This is a genomic window from Ancylomarina sp. YFZ004 (assembly GCF_054254355.1).
Genome location: NZ_JBTCHQ010000014.1, coordinates 68,041 through 87,151, shown reverse-complemented (window position 1 = coordinate 87,151; position 19,111 = coordinate 68,041). Strand labels below are relative to the sequence as shown.

17 protein-coding genes and 1 riboswitch are annotated in these 19,111 nt (G+C 37.3%); of the genes, 14 read left to right on the top strand and 3 right to left on the bottom strand.

The genetic code is table 11. The features are described from left to right. Positions 1–136: 136 nt before the first annotated feature. Positions 137–1,591: a sodium:solute symporter family protein gene (locus ACXR6G_RS17975; RefSeq protein ID WP_458362839.1), complete on the bottom strand. Its 1,455-nt coding sequence runs from the start codon at positions 1,589–1,591 to the stop codon at positions 137–139. Positions 1,592–1,816: 225 nt separating this feature from the next. Next, positions 1,817–2,023: riboswitch (cobalamin riboswitch) on the top strand. Between the two features lie 133 nt (positions 2,024–2,156). Here ACXR6G_RS17975 and ACXR6G_RS17970 point away from each other — a divergent pair. From ACXR6G_RS17970 to ACXR6G_RS17915, 12 genes are all read left to right on the top strand, one after another. Continuing rightward, positions 2,157–2,768: a precorrin-2 dehydrogenase/sirohydrochlorin ferrochelatase family protein gene (locus tag ACXR6G_RS17970; protein ID WP_458362838.1), complete on the top strand. Its 612-nt coding sequence runs from the start codon at positions 2,157–2,159 to the stop codon at positions 2,766–2,768. A 47-nt stretch (positions 2,769–2,815) separates the two neighbouring features. Continuing rightward, positions 2,816–3,595: a uroporphyrinogen-III C-methyltransferase gene (gene cobA / locus ACXR6G_RS17965; RefSeq protein ID WP_458362837.1), complete on the top strand. Its 780-nt coding sequence runs from the start codon at positions 2,816–2,818 to the stop codon at positions 3,593–3,595. A gap of 18 nt (positions 3,596–3,613) precedes the next feature. Next, on the top strand, positions 3,614–4,474 hold the full coding sequence (locus ACXR6G_RS17960; RefSeq protein ID WP_458362836.1) for a sirohydrochlorin chelatase: 861 nt from the start codon (positions 3,614–3,616) through the stop codon (positions 4,472–4,474). Between the two features lie 3 nt (positions 4,475–4,477). Beyond that, positions 4,478–5,179, top strand: coding sequence for a precorrin-2 C(20)-methyltransferase (gene cobI, locus ACXR6G_RS17955; protein WP_458362835.1), 702 nt, complete (start codon positions 4,478–4,480; stop codon positions 5,177–5,179). 201 nt (positions 5,180–5,380) lie between these two features. Beyond that, positions 5,381–6,778 carry a precorrin-3B C(17)-methyltransferase gene (gene cobJ, locus ACXR6G_RS17950; RefSeq protein ID WP_458362834.1) on the top strand — a complete coding sequence of 466 codons (1,398 nt, stop codon included), beginning with the start codon at positions 5,381–5,383 and terminating at the stop codon, positions 6,776–6,778. Continuing rightward, on the top strand, positions 6,771–7,997 hold the full coding sequence (gene cbiE, locus ACXR6G_RS17945) for a precorrin-6y C5,15-methyltransferase (decarboxylating) subunit CbiE (protein WP_458362833.1): 1,227 nt from the start codon (positions 6,771–6,773) through the stop codon (positions 7,995–7,997). Before cobJ ends, cbiE begins: the two co-directional genes overlap by 8 nt. A gap of 226 nt (positions 7,998–8,223) precedes the next feature. After that, positions 8,224–10,050, top strand: coding sequence for a precorrin-4 C(11)-methyltransferase (cobM, locus tag ACXR6G_RS17940; protein WP_458362832.1), 1,827 nt, complete (start codon positions 8,224–8,226; stop codon positions 10,048–10,050). A 172-nt stretch (positions 10,051–10,222) separates the two neighbouring features. Further along, the gene (gene cbiD, locus ACXR6G_RS17935; RefSeq protein WP_458362831.1) at positions 10,223–12,049 is read left to right on the top strand and encodes a cobalt-precorrin-5B (C(1))-methyltransferase CbiD; all 1,827 of its coding nucleotides are present in this window, start codon (positions 10,223–10,225) and stop codon (positions 12,047–12,049) included. A gap of 58 nt (positions 12,050–12,107) precedes the next feature. Further along, positions 12,108–12,830: an energy-coupling factor ABC transporter permease gene (locus ACXR6G_RS17930; RefSeq protein WP_458362830.1), complete on the top strand. Its 723-nt coding sequence runs from the start codon at positions 12,108–12,110 to the stop codon at positions 12,828–12,830. Positions 12,831–12,968: 138 nt separating this feature from the next. Beyond that, on the top strand, positions 12,969–13,256 hold the full coding sequence (locus ACXR6G_RS17925; RefSeq protein ID WP_458362829.1) for an energy-coupling factor ABC transporter substrate-binding protein: 288 nt from the start codon (positions 12,969–12,971) through the stop codon (positions 13,254–13,256). 57 nt (positions 13,257–13,313) lie between these two features. Further along, positions 13,314–14,081 carry an energy-coupling factor transporter transmembrane component T gene (locus ACXR6G_RS17920; protein WP_458362828.1) on the top strand — a complete coding sequence of 256 codons (768 nt, stop codon included), beginning with the start codon at positions 13,314–13,316 and terminating at the stop codon, positions 14,079–14,081. Positions 14,082–14,155: 74 nt separating this feature from the next. Next, a complete protein-coding gene (locus ACXR6G_RS17915) occupies positions 14,156–14,953 on the top strand; it encodes an energy-coupling factor ABC transporter ATP-binding protein (RefSeq protein ID WP_458362827.1) in 798 nt (265 codons plus the stop codon). A gap of 120 nt (positions 14,954–15,073) precedes the next feature. Here ACXR6G_RS17915 and ACXR6G_RS17910 read toward each other — a convergent pair whose 3' ends face one another. Then, positions 15,074–15,346 (bottom strand): DUF493 family protein, encoded by a 273-nt coding sequence (locus ACXR6G_RS17910; RefSeq protein ID WP_458362826.1) that lies wholly within the window; start codon positions 15,344–15,346, stop codon positions 15,074–15,076. 302 nt (positions 15,347–15,648) lie between these two features. On the opposite strand from ACXR6G_RS17910, the gene ACXR6G_RS17905 reads away from it, so the two are divergent. Both ACXR6G_RS17905 and ACXR6G_RS17900 read left to right on the top strand, forming a co-directional pair. Then, the gene (locus ACXR6G_RS17905) at positions 15,649–16,104 is read left to right on the top strand and encodes a hypothetical protein (RefSeq protein ID WP_458362825.1); all 456 of its coding nucleotides are present in this window, start codon (positions 15,649–15,651) and stop codon (positions 16,102–16,104) included. A gap of 422 nt (positions 16,105–16,526) precedes the next feature. Then, the gene (locus tag ACXR6G_RS17900; protein WP_458362824.1) at positions 16,527–17,609 is read left to right on the top strand and encodes a hypothetical protein; all 1,083 of its coding nucleotides are present in this window, start codon (positions 16,527–16,529) and stop codon (positions 17,607–17,609) included. Between the two features lie 116 nt (positions 17,610–17,725). Here ACXR6G_RS17900 and ACXR6G_RS17895 read toward each other — a convergent pair whose 3' ends face one another. Further along, positions 17,726–18,640, bottom strand: coding sequence for a nuclear transport factor 2 family protein (locus tag ACXR6G_RS17895; RefSeq protein ID WP_458362823.1), 915 nt, complete (start codon positions 18,638–18,640; stop codon positions 17,726–17,728). Positions 18,641–19,111 lie beyond the last annotated feature (471 nt).

The window sequence follows — 19,111 nt, the reverse complement described above, 5'->3', positions numbered from 1 at the left end:
AAACCACACGATGTAATCGTCCAGTAGCAAGGGGTTTTAGCACGCTGCTACTTTACTGTAACTTGATACTACTTGTGGAATTGTAGCCTATCATGCCGATGAATCTATTATATATCTTTGGGAGTGTAGAAACGTTTTATGATTTATTGAAACCAACCTTAGCAATAAATGATGCCGATTTATTTGTTTCAGCTTTGCTGACTAAGCTGGCAATTAAATAAACTAAGGCTGATCCAAGCATGCCAATTAAAACATGTTTGGCTGTTCCAATTTCCCAGGGAAGAGGCAGTTTGGCACCCAGAGCAACCGTTAAGTTGTAAAGCGAGAAAATGGTGCCAAAAATCATAGACGACATCGCTCCAATCGTAGTCCCCCTTTTCCAAATAAAGCCTAGCATTAAAGGGACGAAAGCACCCGTTGATAAAAGATCGGCAGCAAGCCATGAAACCTTAAGAATTGATTTTATTTCGAGACCAATAACCAAGGCAATAAGCGTGACAACAATTGTTCCTAGCTTTCCAACGATCAGAAGTTGTTTTTGTTTGGCATCAGGCTTAAACTTGTTTTTGTATATATCTACACAAAGAACCATAGCTCCCGTGTTGATCAAAGAATCCATGGTAGACATAATGGCCGAACAAATACCCACAAAGATTAATGCACCAAGGAATGGAGGCATATAATCATTGATAATGCCTGAAATAACACCACCTTGAGGCATCTCTTCAAATAAGCCTAAAGCTAGCATCCCCGTAAAAGTCACCATTAGGTAAAGAGGGATATAGACTAGAAAGCTTAAGCCTATCATCTTACGAGCATCGTGGGGAGATCGAGCTGCTGAAATTCGTTGCCAGACATTGGCCTGTATCATCCACGCACTACCAAATGTGATGATATAAACCATATTACTTGATATCTGATGGGTAAAAGAGAAATAGTTGCTTAAGCCTTTTGTATCAGCAATATTCTTAATTGCAGGAATTCCTCCTGAATAATAATAGGCGTAGGCAAAGACCAATATTGAGGCCGATAAGAGAAAGACAAATTGTATGATATCAGTACGGACAACAGCTTTGAATCCTCCAAAAAAGGAATAGAGTAAGACAATACCTGTTCCAATAATGGCTGACATCTTATAATCTAAGTGTAGAAATTTTTCGAAGAATATACCAATTCCTACAATTTGTGAGGCAGCTGTAATCGTCATGAATAAGAAAATCAGTACCGAAAGCATTAGTGCTGGAGCTTTTCCATATCGTTCTTCCAATAATTGGGGTTGCGTGATGCTGCCCACTTTTCGGATGGCCCTCGCAAATACAAAGAGTAAACCCGTAGAGAATAAAACAGGCATTCCATAAATCCAGAAGGCAGAAACTCCATTCTGATAGGAGTGATCAGCCGTTTCAATAGCTGAACCAGCTCCCCACCACGAAGCAATAAACGTGATGGCTAAGGCTAAGAAAGAGAGGGATCTGTTGGCTAGGAAATAGCCTTCAATAGAATCACTTTTCTTAGAAAATATAGATGATCCGACAATGAGAATAACATAGATTGCTAATAGGGTTATGGAGAATACTTGTAAAGAAGCCATGTGATTATTAAAACTTAAAAATTGATTAAAGATACATAGATACAGATTTTCTTGATGGTTTAGGAATAAAAAAAGAATAATTAGTCTGAATTAGAAGCTGTGATGACCTAATCAGAAAGCTTATGATGTTGATATTTAACACCTGTTCAGGATATTGATGTTTTATAACAAATCTAAAAAAGAACAAATCGTCTTTAAATTGTTTTGGAGAGAATAAAAAACGCTTACATTTGACGCAGTTTTGGTGAAAGCTTAATCGTCGATTGAGCTTTAAAAGGGAATTCGGTTAAAGTCCGATACAGCCCCCGCTACTGTAAGTTTTTTATGGTTTTTACTAAATCCACTGTTCCAACACTCGGAATGGGAAGGAATAAAACCGATCTATTGATCTACGAAACAAGTCAGGAAACCTGCCAAAACGGTAATCAAACTTAAGACTCTTGGGGAAGGGAGTTGTTTGTAGATATATTTATCTTCAATTAAACAAACATACCCCATCATATTTAGTTGCTTACCTGGAAATTGATTTGTTAAAAATCAGAGTGTTAATGTAAACTAAAGTGCGATGAGCTGGTATTCAGTAAGTTTAAATCTAAAGGGCCGGAATTGTTTAATTGTGGGCGGCGGAAAAGTGGCAGAACGTAAGCTTAAATCTTTGATTAAGGCTGAAGCAAATGTCACACTAATTGCTCCAAATATTACTGCTATTCTGCAAGAAATGCGTGAGGCAGGTGCCTACCATTATCTTAATAGCACGTATCAAGCCAATGATGTCAATGGCTTTTTTCTTGTAATAGCTGCAACTGATTGTTCAGAAACAAATTCTCGAATAGGTGCAGATGCTGAATCACAAGCTATTCTATTTAATTCAGCCAATTCATCTGAATATTCCAATTTTTATCCGGCAGCTGCTACTCAATGTGGCGATATTCAACTGGCTGTTTCATCCAATGGTCAAAATCCTTATCTGGCTAAAAAAATACGTACATATCTCGATCAAAAATTCGATAACTCTTTGCAAGAAGAAGTTCTGGAGTTGGGGCGTCTGAGAAATCAGATGGTAAAGGATACTCTTGGACTTGGCGAAAAGGAAAAGAAGGCCTTTATGAAGGATAATTTACTTGAAAAGGTAGAAGCATTATTAGATAAGGTTGATACAAAAACTTGGAACCTATAAATCGATTCGCATCGATAAATTGAGATACTATATTTAAGAAAGATATAATGAACGGAAAAGTATATATAACCGGAGCAGGACCTGGAGATAAAGGTTTAATTACCGTTAAGGCCGCTGAGGCTTTAAAAATTGCCGATGTCGTATTCTACGACTACTTGGTTAATATTGAACTTCTGGACTATTGTAAGGACAGTTGTGAGAGTATTTATGTTGGGAAAAAGCATAAGAATCACACTTGCCCACAGGAAGATATCAATCAGATGATTGTGGATTATGCCAAAATGGGTAAGACGGTTGTTCGATTAAAAGGTGGTGATCCTTACGTATTTGGTAGAGGGAGTGAAGAAGCGATTAAATTGCTTGAGAATGGAATTCAATTTGAAGAGATTCCTGGTATCACTTCAGGTATTGCTGCACCAGCTTATGCTGGTATTCCTGTAACGGCTCGTAATGTTTCTTCTTCAGTGGCATTCTTCACCGGTCATCCTCCAGTAAGTCGCGAAAGAGATTTGCAGTGGGATAAAATTTCTACAGGTATCGATACGCTTGTCTTTTATATGGGCATAACCAATGCGCCGACTATCATTAACAATTTGATGAAACATGGACGTTCAAAAGAAACTCCGGTTGCCTTAATTCGTTGGGGAACTTGTCCAGAGCAGGAAGTTGTGAAAGGTGAATTGCATAATATCATTGCAAAGATGGAAGCTTTAGATTTTCGCCCACCAGCCATTATGGTTGTTGGCGAGGTCGTTTCTATATCAGATAAACTGATGGCTGTAGCTGAAGAAGCACAAGCAAAAGAGGAATACTCAATCATCAATTAAAATTCATAAATCTTAAATATGAAGAAGGGAATATTACTGTGCGGACACGGTACTCGTGTTCAAGTTGGAGAGTTAGCTTTTAAAGCATTTGCAGAGAAATTTGCAAGCACAATAACTGATTATGAAGTTGAATATGGTTTTCTGGAACTTTCTGAACCTAATTTCGAACAAGGTGTAAGCAAGTTGAAGGCTAAGGGTGTAGAGGAAATTATTGCGGTGCCTGTTTTCTTATTCAATGGTGTTCATATTGCTGCTGATATTCCGAATAAGCTTCACGAGCTTCAGGAAAAACATGAGGTGACAATCAAATTGGCTAATTACATTGGCGTATGTCAGGAAATGGTGGATCTTTCTTTGGATCTAATCAAGAAGAGTATCTCTGATGAAGATATGAGCGATACCGCTTTCTTCCCAATTGGTATTGGTGCTTCTATGGCCGATTCAAATGGTGATATGCTCAAGCTCTCTCGTTTGGCTCAGGAAGAGTTGAAAATGCCATTCATGATCAATGCTTTTACTTCACGTATGACTTTCCCTTCGGTAGATAAAGCTTTGGCTGTTTTAGATCAATTATCATATAAGCGTATTATCGCTTTACCCTATATTTTCTTCCCAGGAGTTTATCTGGATAATGCAATTAGAAGCATAGAAGAATTCAAATTGAAGCATCCTGAAAAGGAGTTCATTCTATGTCCTAAAATTGGCGAGAGTGATCTGCTGATCGATATTCTGATGTTGAGATTGAAAGCGGTTGAAGAAGGCAAGGTGGATTTGATTGAAAGTAGAGATCCTTCTGCTTGTTCACATCACCACCATCACCATGGACACGATCACAGCCATGCACATCATCACGGACATTCACACGATCATAAACATTAGAATATGACAGGTAAAGTATATGGGGTTTCCTTAGGACCAGGCGATCCCGAATTGATTACAATAAAGGCTCTTAAAACACTTCAGCATTCTGATAAGATTTATTATCCTGCTAGTGTATCTGAGAAAAAAGGTAATTCTAGTTTTTCGCTCCCTATTTTAAAACAATTAGGTTTAAATGATTTGCAACTATATCCGATACCCTTGAAAATGTCTTACGACAGATCAGAGGCGGAGGGAGCCTATTTTGAATTGTTTCAGAAAATTCAGGCAGATATAGAGCAGGATTTGCATGTTTCGGTGGTGAGTGAGGGCGATATTTCGTTCTTCAGCACATTTGCTTATCTCTTAAAACATCTGAAAAATAACAATATATCATATGAAATGATTCCGGGTGTACCCGCTTTTATTTTGGCAGGTTCAAAATCAGGTTTACCCATTTGTACTTTAAGCGATAAGGTTTTAGTCGATCCGAATGTAGACAGCAAAGAAGGTTTGCTAAAACAACTTGAAGAGAATGATACCATCGTATTGATGAAAGTGTCAAAAGTAAAAACCTGGATTGCAGACTTTATTTTAGAGCATAAGCCAGAATTATTCTATGGAGAATATCTGGGAACCGATAAGGAGTTTATCACCGACGATGCAGAAGTGCTTCGTGACAGAAGAATCCCTTATTTCACGATCATTATTCTGAAGAAGGCTTAAAAGTTAGAGAGAGTTTAAAGTACTTACAAGTGCCTAAAATGCACTAGAGTTAAAAGTTATAAATTCAATTGTAACCTATTCTCCCTTTCAGGGGAGATGTCCGAAGGACAGAGGGGTGTTCGATTGTATGAAAAATAGATACAGTGATTTCGTATTGTAGATCATGTTTACAATAAACACAAGTATCAGATAGAAGAAATTATGCAAGGAAAAATATATATCGTTGGCTTGGGTCCTGGTGATCCAAACATGTTTTTAAATCCAGCTATTGATGCCATTAAAGAGGCAGATGTTGTTATTGGATACAAGTACTATTTCCAGTTTATTCAAACTTTCCTTCAAGAAGGAACAGAATGTTTGGATACAGGAATGAAACAAGAAACTCAACGAGCAGAGATTGCTTTTGAGCATGCTGAACAAGGCAAGAAAGTAGCTGTGATTAGTTCAGGTGATGCGGGCATCTACGGCATGGCGCCACTGATTTATGAGATGGCTGAAAAGCGTGAATCAAATGTTGATATTGAATTGATTCCAGGTATTTCTGCTTTCCAAGCTGCTGCCGCAAAATTGGGAGCTCCAATTGGTCACGATACTGTTATTCTTTCTTTATCGGATTTGTTAACCCCTTGGGAGTTGATCGAAAGGCGTATTAAAGCCGCTGCTTTTGGCGATTTTGTTACCGTATTATATAACCCTAAAAGTAAGGGGCGTTACTGGCAAATTTATCGTCTTCAGGAAATTTTCCTTGAGGAGCGTAGCCCGGAAACACCCGTTGCCATTGTTCGTCAGGTTGGACGAGCTGAAGAGAATATTGAGCTTAGTACGCTAGCCGAAGTAGATCTTGAAAAAGTGGATATGTTCTGCTTGGTTGTGATTGGAAACTCTCAATCTTATATCTCTAAAAATAAGAAATTTATAACCCCACGTGGTTATTACAATAAATACAGCGAAAAAGGTAAGCCTGGACCGCTAATTATGCAAAAAAGCTTTGCAACTATTGCTGAAGAGTTAAAGGGTAAAGATATACCCTTGGAGACAAAATGGGCTCTAATGCATTTGATTCATACCTCGGCAGATTTCCAAATGGTAGATCTATTGAAAGTGCGCAATGACGCATTGAATGTTTGGCATGAGAAGTTGAAACATGGGGGTGTGATTATCACTGATGTTACCATGATTACGTCTGGTATTCGTAAGGCTGCCTGCGAGCGAATGGGCATAGAAGTGAAATGTTATTTACACGACCCTCGTGTGGCTGAGTTGGCAGAAAAGCATAAAATCACCCGTACTCAAGCGGGTATACGTTTAGCGGTTGAAGATCATCCAGATGCTTTATATGTTTTTGGTAATGCACCAACTGCCCTAATCGAACTAACTGCCTTGATGCGTTCGAAGAATTTCTCCCCAATGGGAATTGTTGCATCGCCAGTAGGTTTTGTGAATGTAGAAGAATCAAAACATAGAGTGAAGAGTTTTGCGAAGCTACCAGCTGTCATTATCGAAGGACGAAAAGGTGGCTCAACATTAGCTGCAACTATTGTAAACTCGGTATTAAGCTTAGATGATGCTAAAGAATTAAAAGTTGGTCGCGATGTCTAAATTTGTGGTCATAGGCATTACAGATATGCCGCATCCCAACCTGAATAGAGAAGCGATTCAGCATATTGCTGAGTCTCGTTTCTTTTCGGGTGGAATTCGTCACAAGGAGTTGATTCAGGATTATTTGCCTGAAAATTCCGAGTGGATTAATATTACAGTGCCCTTGACTAATGTGTTTGATCAATACAGACAAATTGACGAAACCATTGTTGTCATTGCTTCGGGAGATCCTCTTTTCTATGGAATTGGGAACACGATTAAACGTGAATTTCCTGCTGCAGAACTCTTGGTCTATCCAGCTCACAATAGCCTTCAACTTTTAGCTCATCATTATCAGTTGGAATATGGTAAAATGCACATTGCGACTTTAACAGGACGCGATTGGCCTGAGATTGATTTGCCATTGATCAGAGGTGAACAGATGATTGGGGTTTTAACGGATAGACAAAGAACACCAAATACCATTGCTCAATATCTGCTTGACTACGGTTTTGATAATTACGATTGCTATTTAGGTGAAAAGCTAGGTGGTCCCAATCAGAAATGTCAGAAGTTAAGCATAGCAGAACTTTTAGAGGTTGATTTTGTTCATCCTAATTGTATGATATTAGTTCAGAAAGAGCCAATTATTCGCCAGTTTGGTATTCCCGATGAGGTTTTTCAAACTCTGGATGGGCGTCCAAAGATGATGACCAAGAGTCTGATTCGATTGGCTAGTTTGTCGAGTCTGCAATTGGATTCAGCCTCTGTCCTTTGGGATGTGGGCTATTGCACAGGATCGGTTTCGATAGAAGCGAAACAAGCTTTTCCAAAACTAAAGGTAATTGCCTTTGAGAAGAGAAGTGAATCAGATGCTATCATTCGCAACAATATGAAAACTTTTCATGTTCCGGGAATCGATATTCACAATGGTGATTTCTTCGAACAGAATTTAGACGTATTAACTGCACCTGATCGTATTTTCATTGGTGGACATGGAGGCAAACTTCAGGCGATGATGGAAAAACTACATGCTTATTTAAAGCCCAATGGTTGCATCGTATTCAATGCTGTTAGTGATGAAACCATCGCAACATTTAAAGAATCGGCCCTTGAGTTAGGGATGCAATTGGAAAAAACAAGTCGCATTCAGTTGGATGATTTTAATCCAATTGAAATATTAAAGGCAACAAAAGTTGATTCGATGATGTGCAAATGCGACGATTCGATAATGATTTAATTTCGTATCAGAAAATGCAAATGATAGCCCGAAGGGCTTAAATATGAATAACCGCGGATGAAGTCCGTGGTCAATCGAAAGTATATAAAAGAGTCCCGAAGGAGTTCACCAAAATATCTATCTGCAATTGAACTTGTAGATACAATCGAAAATATAAAAAGAGCCCCGAAGGGGTTCAATAAAATATCTATCTGCAATTGATGTTGTAGATGTAAATAATTGAGCCATGGATAAAATAGCCATAATCATAAATAATAAGCAGTCGCTAGAAGTTGCTGATACGCTTCGTAAAGAACTGGATCATGTTGAGATCTTTTCGGTTGGAGCATACGAAGGAACAACTAAAATTGAATCGATAAACTGTTTCCTTGAGAAAGATTTCAATCACTACAATGCCTTTGTGTTTATTGGAGCGTTAGGAATATGTGTACGATCAATAGCACCATTTATTCAGAATAAGCAGATCGATCCAGCAATCATTAATATGGATGTGAAAGGTCAATATGTACAGTCGGTATTGTCAGGACATAAAGGTGGCGCCAACCATTTGGCTAAAACCATTGCCAATATCTCAGGAGGAACAGCTTTGATTACTACTGCTAGCGATACGCTGAACCTTTGGGCTTTGGATATCATCGGTAGAAAATACAAGTGGACAAATGAGTATTTCAATACCACTGAAAATGACTTTATTGCTGCTTTTGTGAATGGCAAAAAGACGGCTTTATTACTTGATATAAAAGATGAAGGTAGCGAGCAATTGGAAAGAACGCTTCCTGATTTTGTAGAGGTCTTTTATGAGTTCTCAGCAATCAATCCTAAGGATTTTGACTTGATTATTGCTTTGACACCAAAGCTTTATGAAACAACACTTCCTGTTTTATTCTTCCGTCCAAAATGCCTGCATTTGGGAACGGGTGCTCAAAAGAGCATCAATGCTGATGAGTACGAAGCGCAAGTTTTGAGTTTGCTTGAAGAACAAGCTTACTCTAAGCATTCATTGGTGGCAATCAATACGGTTGACCTCAAAAAAGATGAAACAGCTTACAAAGCGATGAGTGAAAAGCATGCTTTGACTTTCAACTACTATGGAGCAGAAGATTTGAATGAAATTGATGCTGATCTATTATTCTCAGAAGCAGCACATGCAGCAACAGGGGCTAATAATGTGAGTGAAGCATCTGCACTATTGTCATCGGGAGCTAAGGCATTGTTGCTTGGGAAATCAAAGCATGTTGATTCTTTCGGTAAGCATTTCACTTTAGCCTTGGCTATGGATGTTCGTCAGGAAAGAAAAGCAGGTTTTGTAACCATTGTTGGTGCTGGTCCTGGTGATCCGGAATTGGTATCGGTTAAAGGAAAGAAACTATTGCAAAATGCAGACTTGATTCTTTATGCTGGAAGTTTGGTTCCACGTCGATTGACTGAATACGCTAAAGAAGGCTGTGTGGTTCGCAACTCTGCATCTATGACGCTTGAAGAGCAATTCGATATCATGCATGAGCATTACAAAATGGGACATTCAGTGGTGCGTTTGCATACAGGTGATCCTTGTATTTATGGTGCCATTCAAGAGCAGATGAATTTCTTCGATCACAATCATATGTCTTATGAAATTGTTCCTGGTATTTCTTCATTTCAAGCGGCAGCAGCTCGTTTAAAATCACAGTTTACGATTCCGGATCGTATTCAAACCATTATTCTAACTCGTGGCGAAGGGCGTACTGCCATGCCAGAGAGAGAAAAATTGACGGAGTTGGCTAAGTTTCAATCAACTATTTGTCTGTTCCTAAGTGCAACTTTGGTTGATCAGGTTCAAGCTGATTTATTGGCGGCTTACCCTCCTGAAACTCCAATTGCTGTTTGTTACAAACTGACTTGGCAGGAAGAAAAAATCTGGAGAGGAAAATTGAAGGATCTGGCTAATATTGTGAAGGAGAATGAGCTGACCCTAACCACTATGATTGTTGTTGGTGAAGCCATTGATAATAGAAAGAACCGATCGAAATTATACGATCCGACGTTCAGACATATTTTTAGAGAGAAAAGCTAATTGTCTGATGTGAATATTTGGGGATGTGTTGATATTATAATTGACGTTTGTTCGCAAATTTAATGCAGCTCCTGTTGATTTGAAATCAGCAGGTAAGGGCTTGGGGATTTCTAATCCCCTTATCAAAATCCTAATCGCTCATCACAAATTATTCATTGCTAATTATACTTGAATGAAAAGGCAGATTTTAATATTTGGAGGGACGACAGAGGGACGCAAAACAGCCAATTGGTTGAGCGATCTGAAGCAACCATTTTTCTATTCAACCAAGACCAATAGTCATCCTCTTATTTCGGAGATGGGTGAATGTTTGTCGGGAGGAATGAATGAGGAAGAAATGATTGAATTCTGCCGTAATCAGGAGATAAAATTGATCGTAGACGCAGCTCATCCTTTTGCAGCTGATTTGCATATCAACTTGCATCGTGTGGCTTCTGAACTTGACATAGCTATCGTTCGTATCGAACGTGAATTTATTGAAAGGTTAGATCACGAATTTATTCATTATTTGCCATCGATGGATGCTTGTATTGAGTCGATTAGGAAGATGGGAATTGAGCGAGTGCTTTCCTTGGTAGGTGTTAAAAATCTACCAAAGATAAAAAAGGCCTTACCTGATTGTGATATATGGTTTCGCATTCTCAACTTTCCAGAATCAATTCATATTGCGAATAAAGCAGAAGTGAAAGAAGAGAGATTGATTGTTTCTTCTCGTTTCGAAAACCTGCTTTTGGAAGAAGAATTGATTAAGGATGAGAGTGTACAAGCCATTATGACTAAGGAGAGTGGTTATTCGGGTTTACTCGATAAAAAGATGGACTTGGCAATTAAGCATGAGATTCCTCTATTTGTAGTGAAACGACCAGATCTTCCAGAATACGATAAGATTATTAAAACCCGATCTGAGTTTCAATCTTATTTAGATGAGGCTTTTGGTATTAAACGCCTGGAGTTGGCTCATGGCTATACTACAGGAACCTGTGCATCAATATCGGCAAAAGCTGCACTGAAAGCTTTAATTACTCAAGAAGGAATAGAATGGGAACGCGTTGACTTGCCTAATAATAGGGAAGCAATGATGCCGATACATTGTACCGAATTTACAGAGGATTATGGTATTTGTACGGTCATCAAAAACTCAGGTGACGATCCTGATGTGACTGATGGCACAGAGATAGGCTGTAAGATAAGCTTTAACGATTCTGGTGAGATTCGTTTTCTAAAAGGTGACGGTGTGGGAACAGTGACCAAGGCAGGTTTAGAAATGCCAATTGGTGATCCTGCCGTAAACCCGATACCTCGTCAAATAATGCAGAGAGAGCTCACAAGGGTTTTAGAGGCAAAGCATATTGATAGAGGTCTTGATGTTTCAATCTTTGTGCCTATGGGTGCTAATCTTGCGAAAAAAACCTTCAACTCACGTTTAGGAATTGAAGGTGGAATTTCAATCATTGGAACAACAGGTATACTGAAACCTTTTTCAGCTGAAGCCTATGTGCAAACCATTAAAAAACATGTGAGGTTTGCTGTTGAGAACGGTAGTTCACAGGTTTTTATCAACTCGGGAGGTCGATCTGAGCGATATCTGAAGCAGAAGTTCCCTGAAATGCCACAGCAGGCTTATATCCAATACGGAAACTTTATAGGTGATACCATTCATGCTATAAATGGGAGTGGGGTTGAAAAAGTGACAATGGGTATTATGATGGGGAAGGCTGTGAAACTAGCCGAAGGCCATTTGGATACACATAGCAAGAAGGTTGTTTTTAATAAGGAATTCCTCATACGAATTGCCCGAGAAGTAGATTATGATGATTCGTATATCGACCAAATAAAAGAGGTGAATATGGCACGCGATTTAGAGAGGATTTTCCCTTTTAATGAGGATGAGGTTTTCTATAAGCACCTAAAAAGTAAATGTTGCGAAGTGCTGGGAAAGGAAATTGAAGATTATGAGATCGAATTGCTCCTGATGAATATCAAAGGGGATATAATTTAACTATTCGAATCCTGACAGAGTACTCGTACCAGTCAGCGTTTAGAAAAAGGAAACGAAAATGAAGAAACTTTTTATAATACTAGCGATACTGTCACCTGTTCCTGCATTTAGTATGCACATTATGGAAGGCTTTTTACCTGCTTTTTGGTCCATGTTTTGGTCATTGGTTTACTTGCCCATCTTTATTATAGGATTCAGAAAAATTAAACAGTTAGTAGTTGAAAAGCCTGAATTGAAATTGCTTTTAGCCTTGGCAACTGCATTTGCATTTGTTTTATCAGCACTCAAGTTACCATCGGTAAGTGGTTCATGTTCTCACCCAACAGGAGTTGGATTAGGAGCCTTGCTTTTTGGACCTTGGGTGATGTCGGTCATTGGTGTCTTGGTCCTTTTGTTTCAGGTTTTGTTGTTGGCGCATGGTGGTATTACAACGCTTGGAGCGAACGCTTTTTCAATGGCTTTTATTGGACCTGTTTTTACTTGGTTAATTTTTTCTCTGAGTAATAAGTTGGGCGTTAATAAGAAAGTGGCTGTGTTTTTAGCAGTTTTTGTTGGGAATATGGCAACCTATATTTGTACATCTGCACAATTGGCTTTTGCACACCCTGATGTGGTAAATGGAGTGACTACAGCATTCTATAAGTTTGTTAGTATTTTTGGTTTGACTCAAATCCCAATCGCTATTATCGAAGGTTTATTAACCGTAGTGGTTCTGAATTTATTATCAGATCATGTGCCTATGCGATTTGATTTCTTAAGTCAGTATAAGAAGAGAAGTTGATGCGGTAATGATTTAATGTGGTGATATGTTGATGAGATAATGTTGGCTTAAAACATATAAACACAATATAAAAAAAAACAGCACCCTGAGCGCTTTGCATTGAGCGGAGTCGAAATGTGATGATGATATAAATTAGATATGATGACAAATAAAACGAGTAACCTGCTTTTGATAGGCGCCATAATATTAATTGTGGTGTTAACCTTATACTTTTTCCCAAATGCTGAGTTTATGGGAGCTGATGGTTTAGCTGAAGATTATATCACAGAATCTCAACCGAATTATAAACCTTGGTTTTCGAATATTTGGGAGCCACCAAGTGGTGAAATTGAAAGCCTTTTGTTTTCTTTGCAAGCCGCTATCGGTACAGGAGTCGTAGCCTACGTTATTGGTTACTATAAAGGCAAAAAGAAAGCTGTCAAATGATGATTTTCGAATTCAATTAATCAATCTAAAATCATAATTCTTAATTCAATATTGAGCGTGTTTATAAGCGAAAAATACAACCTATTACAAGCCAAACTCACTTGGCATCCTTTCGAAAAGTTCACTTTCTTTGTAGCTTTTCTTTTGGGTAGCTTGTTAACGCAAAATATTCTGGCACCCTTTCTTGTTATTGCTTGCATTTCGGCTTTCTTTCTTTACCATGGTTTATCTGTAAAAGCCTTATTACAAATTGCTGCTCTTCCAATGAGCTTTATGTTGGTAGCCGTTGCGAGTATTATTTGTATTATTAGCCAGGAGAGTTTCGACGCGATTTATATCACTCAATTTGGGAATTATCATATTGGTTTTTCTCAGGTCAGTTTGGATATGGGAATCTATATTGTAGGAAAAGCCATGGGAGCCATGTTTGCTTTCTATTTTTTGATTCTGACGAGTCCCATAGATGAGATTGAGTATCTGTTGAGAAAAATGAAATTACCAGATTTACTGATAGAACTCTTTGTTTTATCCTTTCGTTTTATAACCATTCTACTTATGTTCTCCCGACAATGCTATCTGTCACAGAAGAAACGAATGGCTTACCAATCATTCTCATCATCTATTCGATCCTCAGGCATGTTAGTATCATCAGTCTTGATAAAATCTCTTATTCATGCTGATTTTTCACAACAAGCCTTATTGAATAGAGGTTATAGAGGCGAAATGAGATTTATTGAAGCTCATGGTTCTTTCAAACTGAAACGAAGTATTATACCTTTCTTATTAATGATTAGCTTGATTGCTTTGGGTCAAATAAATTTATAGAGCGCATATAATTTATTCAAAATATCACATCATCTAATCAACTCATTTTCATATTAACTCATCATCATATCAAAATGCCTTATCTAGAACTAGAACATATCAGTTTCGAATATCCAAACCAGACTTTGGCTCTCGATCAAGTGAACTTGCATATTGAGAAGGGACAAAGAGTGGCAGTCGTTGGTGAAAATGGATCGGGTAAATCCTCCTTATTTCTATGTCTTTGTGGTATTCATTATGCGCAAACTGGTCGTTATATTATCGATGGAGAAGAGCAAAAATGTAAGCGTAAGGATAGGAACATGCTCTTTAGAAAGGTGGGCTATGTGTTTCAGGATCCTGAGGTTCAATTATTTGCTTCTACGGTAGAGAAGGATATTTCTTTTGGAGCTATTAATGCGGGTATGAAGGGGGAAGCATTGCAAGAATGTATGGATGAGGTGATGACGATGACTCAAACACATGAGTTAAGAAAAAAACCACCACATCAGCTTAGTTATGGGCAGAAAAAAAGAGTGGCTATTGCAGGCGTATTAGCTTGTAAGCCCGATGTCTTGCTTTTAGATGAACCTTTTGCCTGGTTGGATAATCAGCAGAAAAAAAACACCATTCAGGTGCTGGATCATTTGCATGAGCAGAATAAAACAATCATCATCTCTACTCATGACATTAACTTTGCTTACGAATGGGCTGATAAACTTGTGGTGATGAAAGAAGGACGGATTTTGGCAACGGGCCACCCACAAGACTTATTAGAAGATGAAAATTTACTTGAAACAGCTGGCTTAGAAATGCCTTTAATTCTTCAATTAACAAAGAAGTTAAACTTGGACACGACACCTAATACAATGGCAGATTTTCTTTCAAATTAATAAGGAATATAAAGTTAATGTGACCCTATAACTTCAATTGTTAGTGAAAAAAAAAGGATGTAGTAGATGTATATTACCCATCAACTCATCCTCATATTATCAAATCTCCAAATTAACCTCTTATAGAGCTAATAAGCCTTCAATATGCTTCGTTTGCTCATAAATAGCAATCACTGCATCAGCATCTTGCATCGTGATTTTCACGGTAATACTGATAAAACGCATATCCTTTGACGTTTTATAAGCGAATTGGGTTCCTTCTGGAAAAATGGCTTTTAAAGTCTCCAGTTTTTCATCCTTATTTGGGATAATAAATTTGAACATATAGAGTGCAGGCCACTGAGCAGATTCAACAAGCTGTTCGCGTAATTGGTTGTATTTTTCTTGATCCATTTTTAAGCTTCATTTAATATTCTGCAAAAGTCGAAAAGATTTTTCAAAATACCATAATAGATAGGAAGTTATTATACCATTTCACAGATTATTCATTCTTTAATTCATCCAATTGTTCTCATTATAGATATGCTTATTGATCTTAGTTTTTCAATCCAGTACTCATTGAGCTTTAAATGATGAAATTATAAGAATCAATCGTTCTTTTCTTAGTAATAATTCACTATATTAAGTGATATTATCAACAATCCCCACTCTTTATACTTGTTGATTATAATCGTGTTTAACCCAAACTTTTTTTTATGAAAATAATCGTCTTAATTTCCGCCTTGTGTCTTATTTTTCAAACATCTTTTGCACAAAAGCAAAACTCTGAATCTACGCTTCCTCCTGAGATAAGTTCTCAGACTTCTCTCAACTCTTCTATTAATGACCTAGAGCTTGCTTTCAAGTTTGTAAAAACAGATCGTATTTGTTTGAAGTCAAACATTGGTAAACAAATCCTTATCTCACAAGCTGTTGATATTGCAAGAAACAGTGGAGGAAAGCATGCTGAGGGCAGACTTCCAACTGCTTATAGTGAAAGTCTGAGTAAACCCATATACTTAGAACTAACTACAGATATAGGCAGGAATAGTAATGGCAAGCAGGGTGATGGGATTTTTCCAGGTTCATACTCTAAGAATTTGAGCAAAAGTCCTACAAACGTCATTGTAGATGATATTGCAAGAAACTGTGGTGGACGGAATAGCAAATAAGAAATCGTATAATGTCTTTTAAAACATAAGACTGGTTATTGAATGTACATAACTTTTCTTGTGATGCAACTTCTTGTGAGTCAGGTTTTCAGTTAATAAATCCTTGGTTGTTTTTGACTGTCAACTTATTTTTTTTATATATGAATGATATAAAGTGCTTGCTTGAAGCATAATTGCTGAGATACAGGTTTTTATATGTATAAAAGTTGATTTCTGATAAGGATTTATTTTTTTTTGCTTGCCTACTTTTTAGTATATTAAGGCGTATGTCAGTATCCCCCAGTTTTATAAAGCTATTTATTGACTGAATTTATTCTAAATCTGGAACTATGAGAAGGGTGTTTATAACTCTAGTATTAGTCTCGATTATTTCATTTGCCTTTGGGCAAGACCTAAATGTTAATCGAGATATAAAGCCCAATATGAGCTTGGAAAAGCGCAAGGTTTACACGCTCGATTTTTTCAATGGAATGAGTTTCCCTCAAGGTGATTTAAACAATTTTCTGAAAGATGGTTTTAATAGTGGAATTCTATTACATAAAAATTTCTCAAAAAAAATCTCATTAGGCCTTAGTGCCAATTATAGTAAATTCGATCATCGACAGGCTTTGGGACTTGAGCAAAATTCGAAACGACATGAATTAAGTACAACTTCTTTTGAAATAGGCCCTCAGTACAATCTTAAATTTGGTCGATTCACTCTCGAGTTTTATGGTCGATCGGGTTTATCTATTGTGAACTCACCACAAACATCTATGATGTACCCAGAAACGAATATAACCATTACGACCTTGGAGGCTTATAAAAGTACAGCGCTCACGACTCGTTTGGGTGCTAATATGACGACTAATATTTTTCAAGGAATTAATTTTTATTTCAGCTCGGAATATCTGACCAGTTTAAATAAAGATATGAATTATCAAATACGTGATGTTTCTGAAGCAATAAGAGAAGATGGTATGCTTGATTCAGAAGCAGCCAATCTAATACCTTACAGAAATGAGAAGCTATCATTATCTATGCTAAATGTGAATATTGGTGTGCGAATCTTCATTGGAGGTAATACGAATAAGCGAAAACATAAGCCACTTTATCTGGATGATGGACGAAGTTTCTCTAATAATAATGTGGGAACTCGAACTAATAACTCTTCAACTGTATCATCTGACACTGATGGGGATGCAGGTAGACTGTATTCAATAGCTTATAGTTTAGATCAATACGATCGCTTTGGTGCGGTGGCTCCAAGAGATGCTGCTCAAAATGATGAAACTGCTGCTCAAGATTATTATTCAAATCGTCCTGTCAATACTTCCATCCTAGCTCCTGATCATGCCGAGAAGGAAAGACGATTATATTCCCAATCAGGGCCAGTTGATGAGGCGACTTTAGTTGATATCCCCAAGGAGAAATTGAAACTTAAAAGCAAAGCACAATTGGCTAAGGAAAGACGTCAAAAGAAAAGAAATGAGCGTCGACTGAAACGATTAAAGGCAAGTAAATAAACGAAATAAATTGATAAAAAAATGTTAGATAACAAATAAACACCTCTTCCAGTTACGGATGAGGTGTTTTTTGTTAATAAATTATTATGGATAGCCAAGTTTAAGCTCAAAACTCTCTATTCATCAAAGTGATTATTACTATACCACACGTAATCTTTTACAATTAATCCATCCTTATCGAATGTTGTACTCACCATTAATGGAACTTCAATTTTCTTGTCTTTACTCCACTCGGTATATAGCCACCAGGAATATACCACGTAGCCATCACCCTTGGCATAATATAAGCAATCGGGATAACCGATCTCTTTGATTTTAAACTTAGTTTCTGGTTTGAAGAAACGACTCTCTTTTAGTTCTTTGATTTGATCTTCCAAATTCTTGGTTTTACCAAATTTCATTGTCGAGTTACCGAAACGAGCTTTTTCCGAGAAGAAAGTTGCCCATTTCTCAATGTCCTTTGCTCTAAAGGCATTCATAAGTTTTCTAACCTTAGCAATAAGAGGGTGGTTGATATACACTTTCCCATTTTCCGTGATTTTTTTACTATCCCCAATTTGTTCAAACACATCGTTGTTGAAGTAATAATGAAGCGAAGTAATCTTACCATCAGTATTGAAACTATACAGATGATGTACAGGTAAATCGAGCATAATGCCACTTTTAGTATGTAAGCCTGTTAGTTTTACCCAATCTTGTACCCATACGCCGGCTTCCTTATAATCTATCGCATCGGGGTAGGCGGGTTTATGATCTATAACTTTTATATTTTCGTAATTATCCTTGTAATGTTTGATATAGCTCATGGTTCTTTCTTTTGAAGAATTAACCATTTTCCCATTTACGAATACTTTAATTGTATCCGACAAATAACTTAGAAAGGCATCTGCATCTCCGGCCTCAAAGGTTTTCCATAGTTCCCGGGTTTTTGTTATTGCTTCATGATCAGAGTAAACGGTTCCGCTTTCCTTTTGCGAATAAGAAGTGCTTGCTAGAAATAAACACAACAATAAAATACTAAAAGCTTTCATAAATGTGTGATTTTAAATTAATAGTGAAATGATGTCTACCACTTGTTGGTATACGTGAGAGGGATAAAAAAAGCATAATTTATTCTCTAACCATTAAGTTGGCTGAGCTTATTCTTATGATGTTTTTTTTGTTCGATGGATTAGAGTGGAAATTCTTCTCTAGTTATCGTTGAGAGATTTAGCTGCTTACAAAGTGACTAGGTATCACAATATAAGTTGCAAAAAAGAAAGTAGGGAGTTCTGAATTCAATCCTCAATTTACAACTCTTTTGTCAGATTGTCAATGCTATAATGCTCAAAAGGCTTTGTTCAAGGAACTATGCCGGAATGATAATTTTATTAATGTCCCCAAAAATAAGTTTATGTGGAATTCTCTGAGAGTATTAATTATGTAGAAGCTTTCTATTTTGGGAGAACATATTATTTGTAATTCTATTTTTCATAAGTTTATGTAGCTTCAACAATAAACTG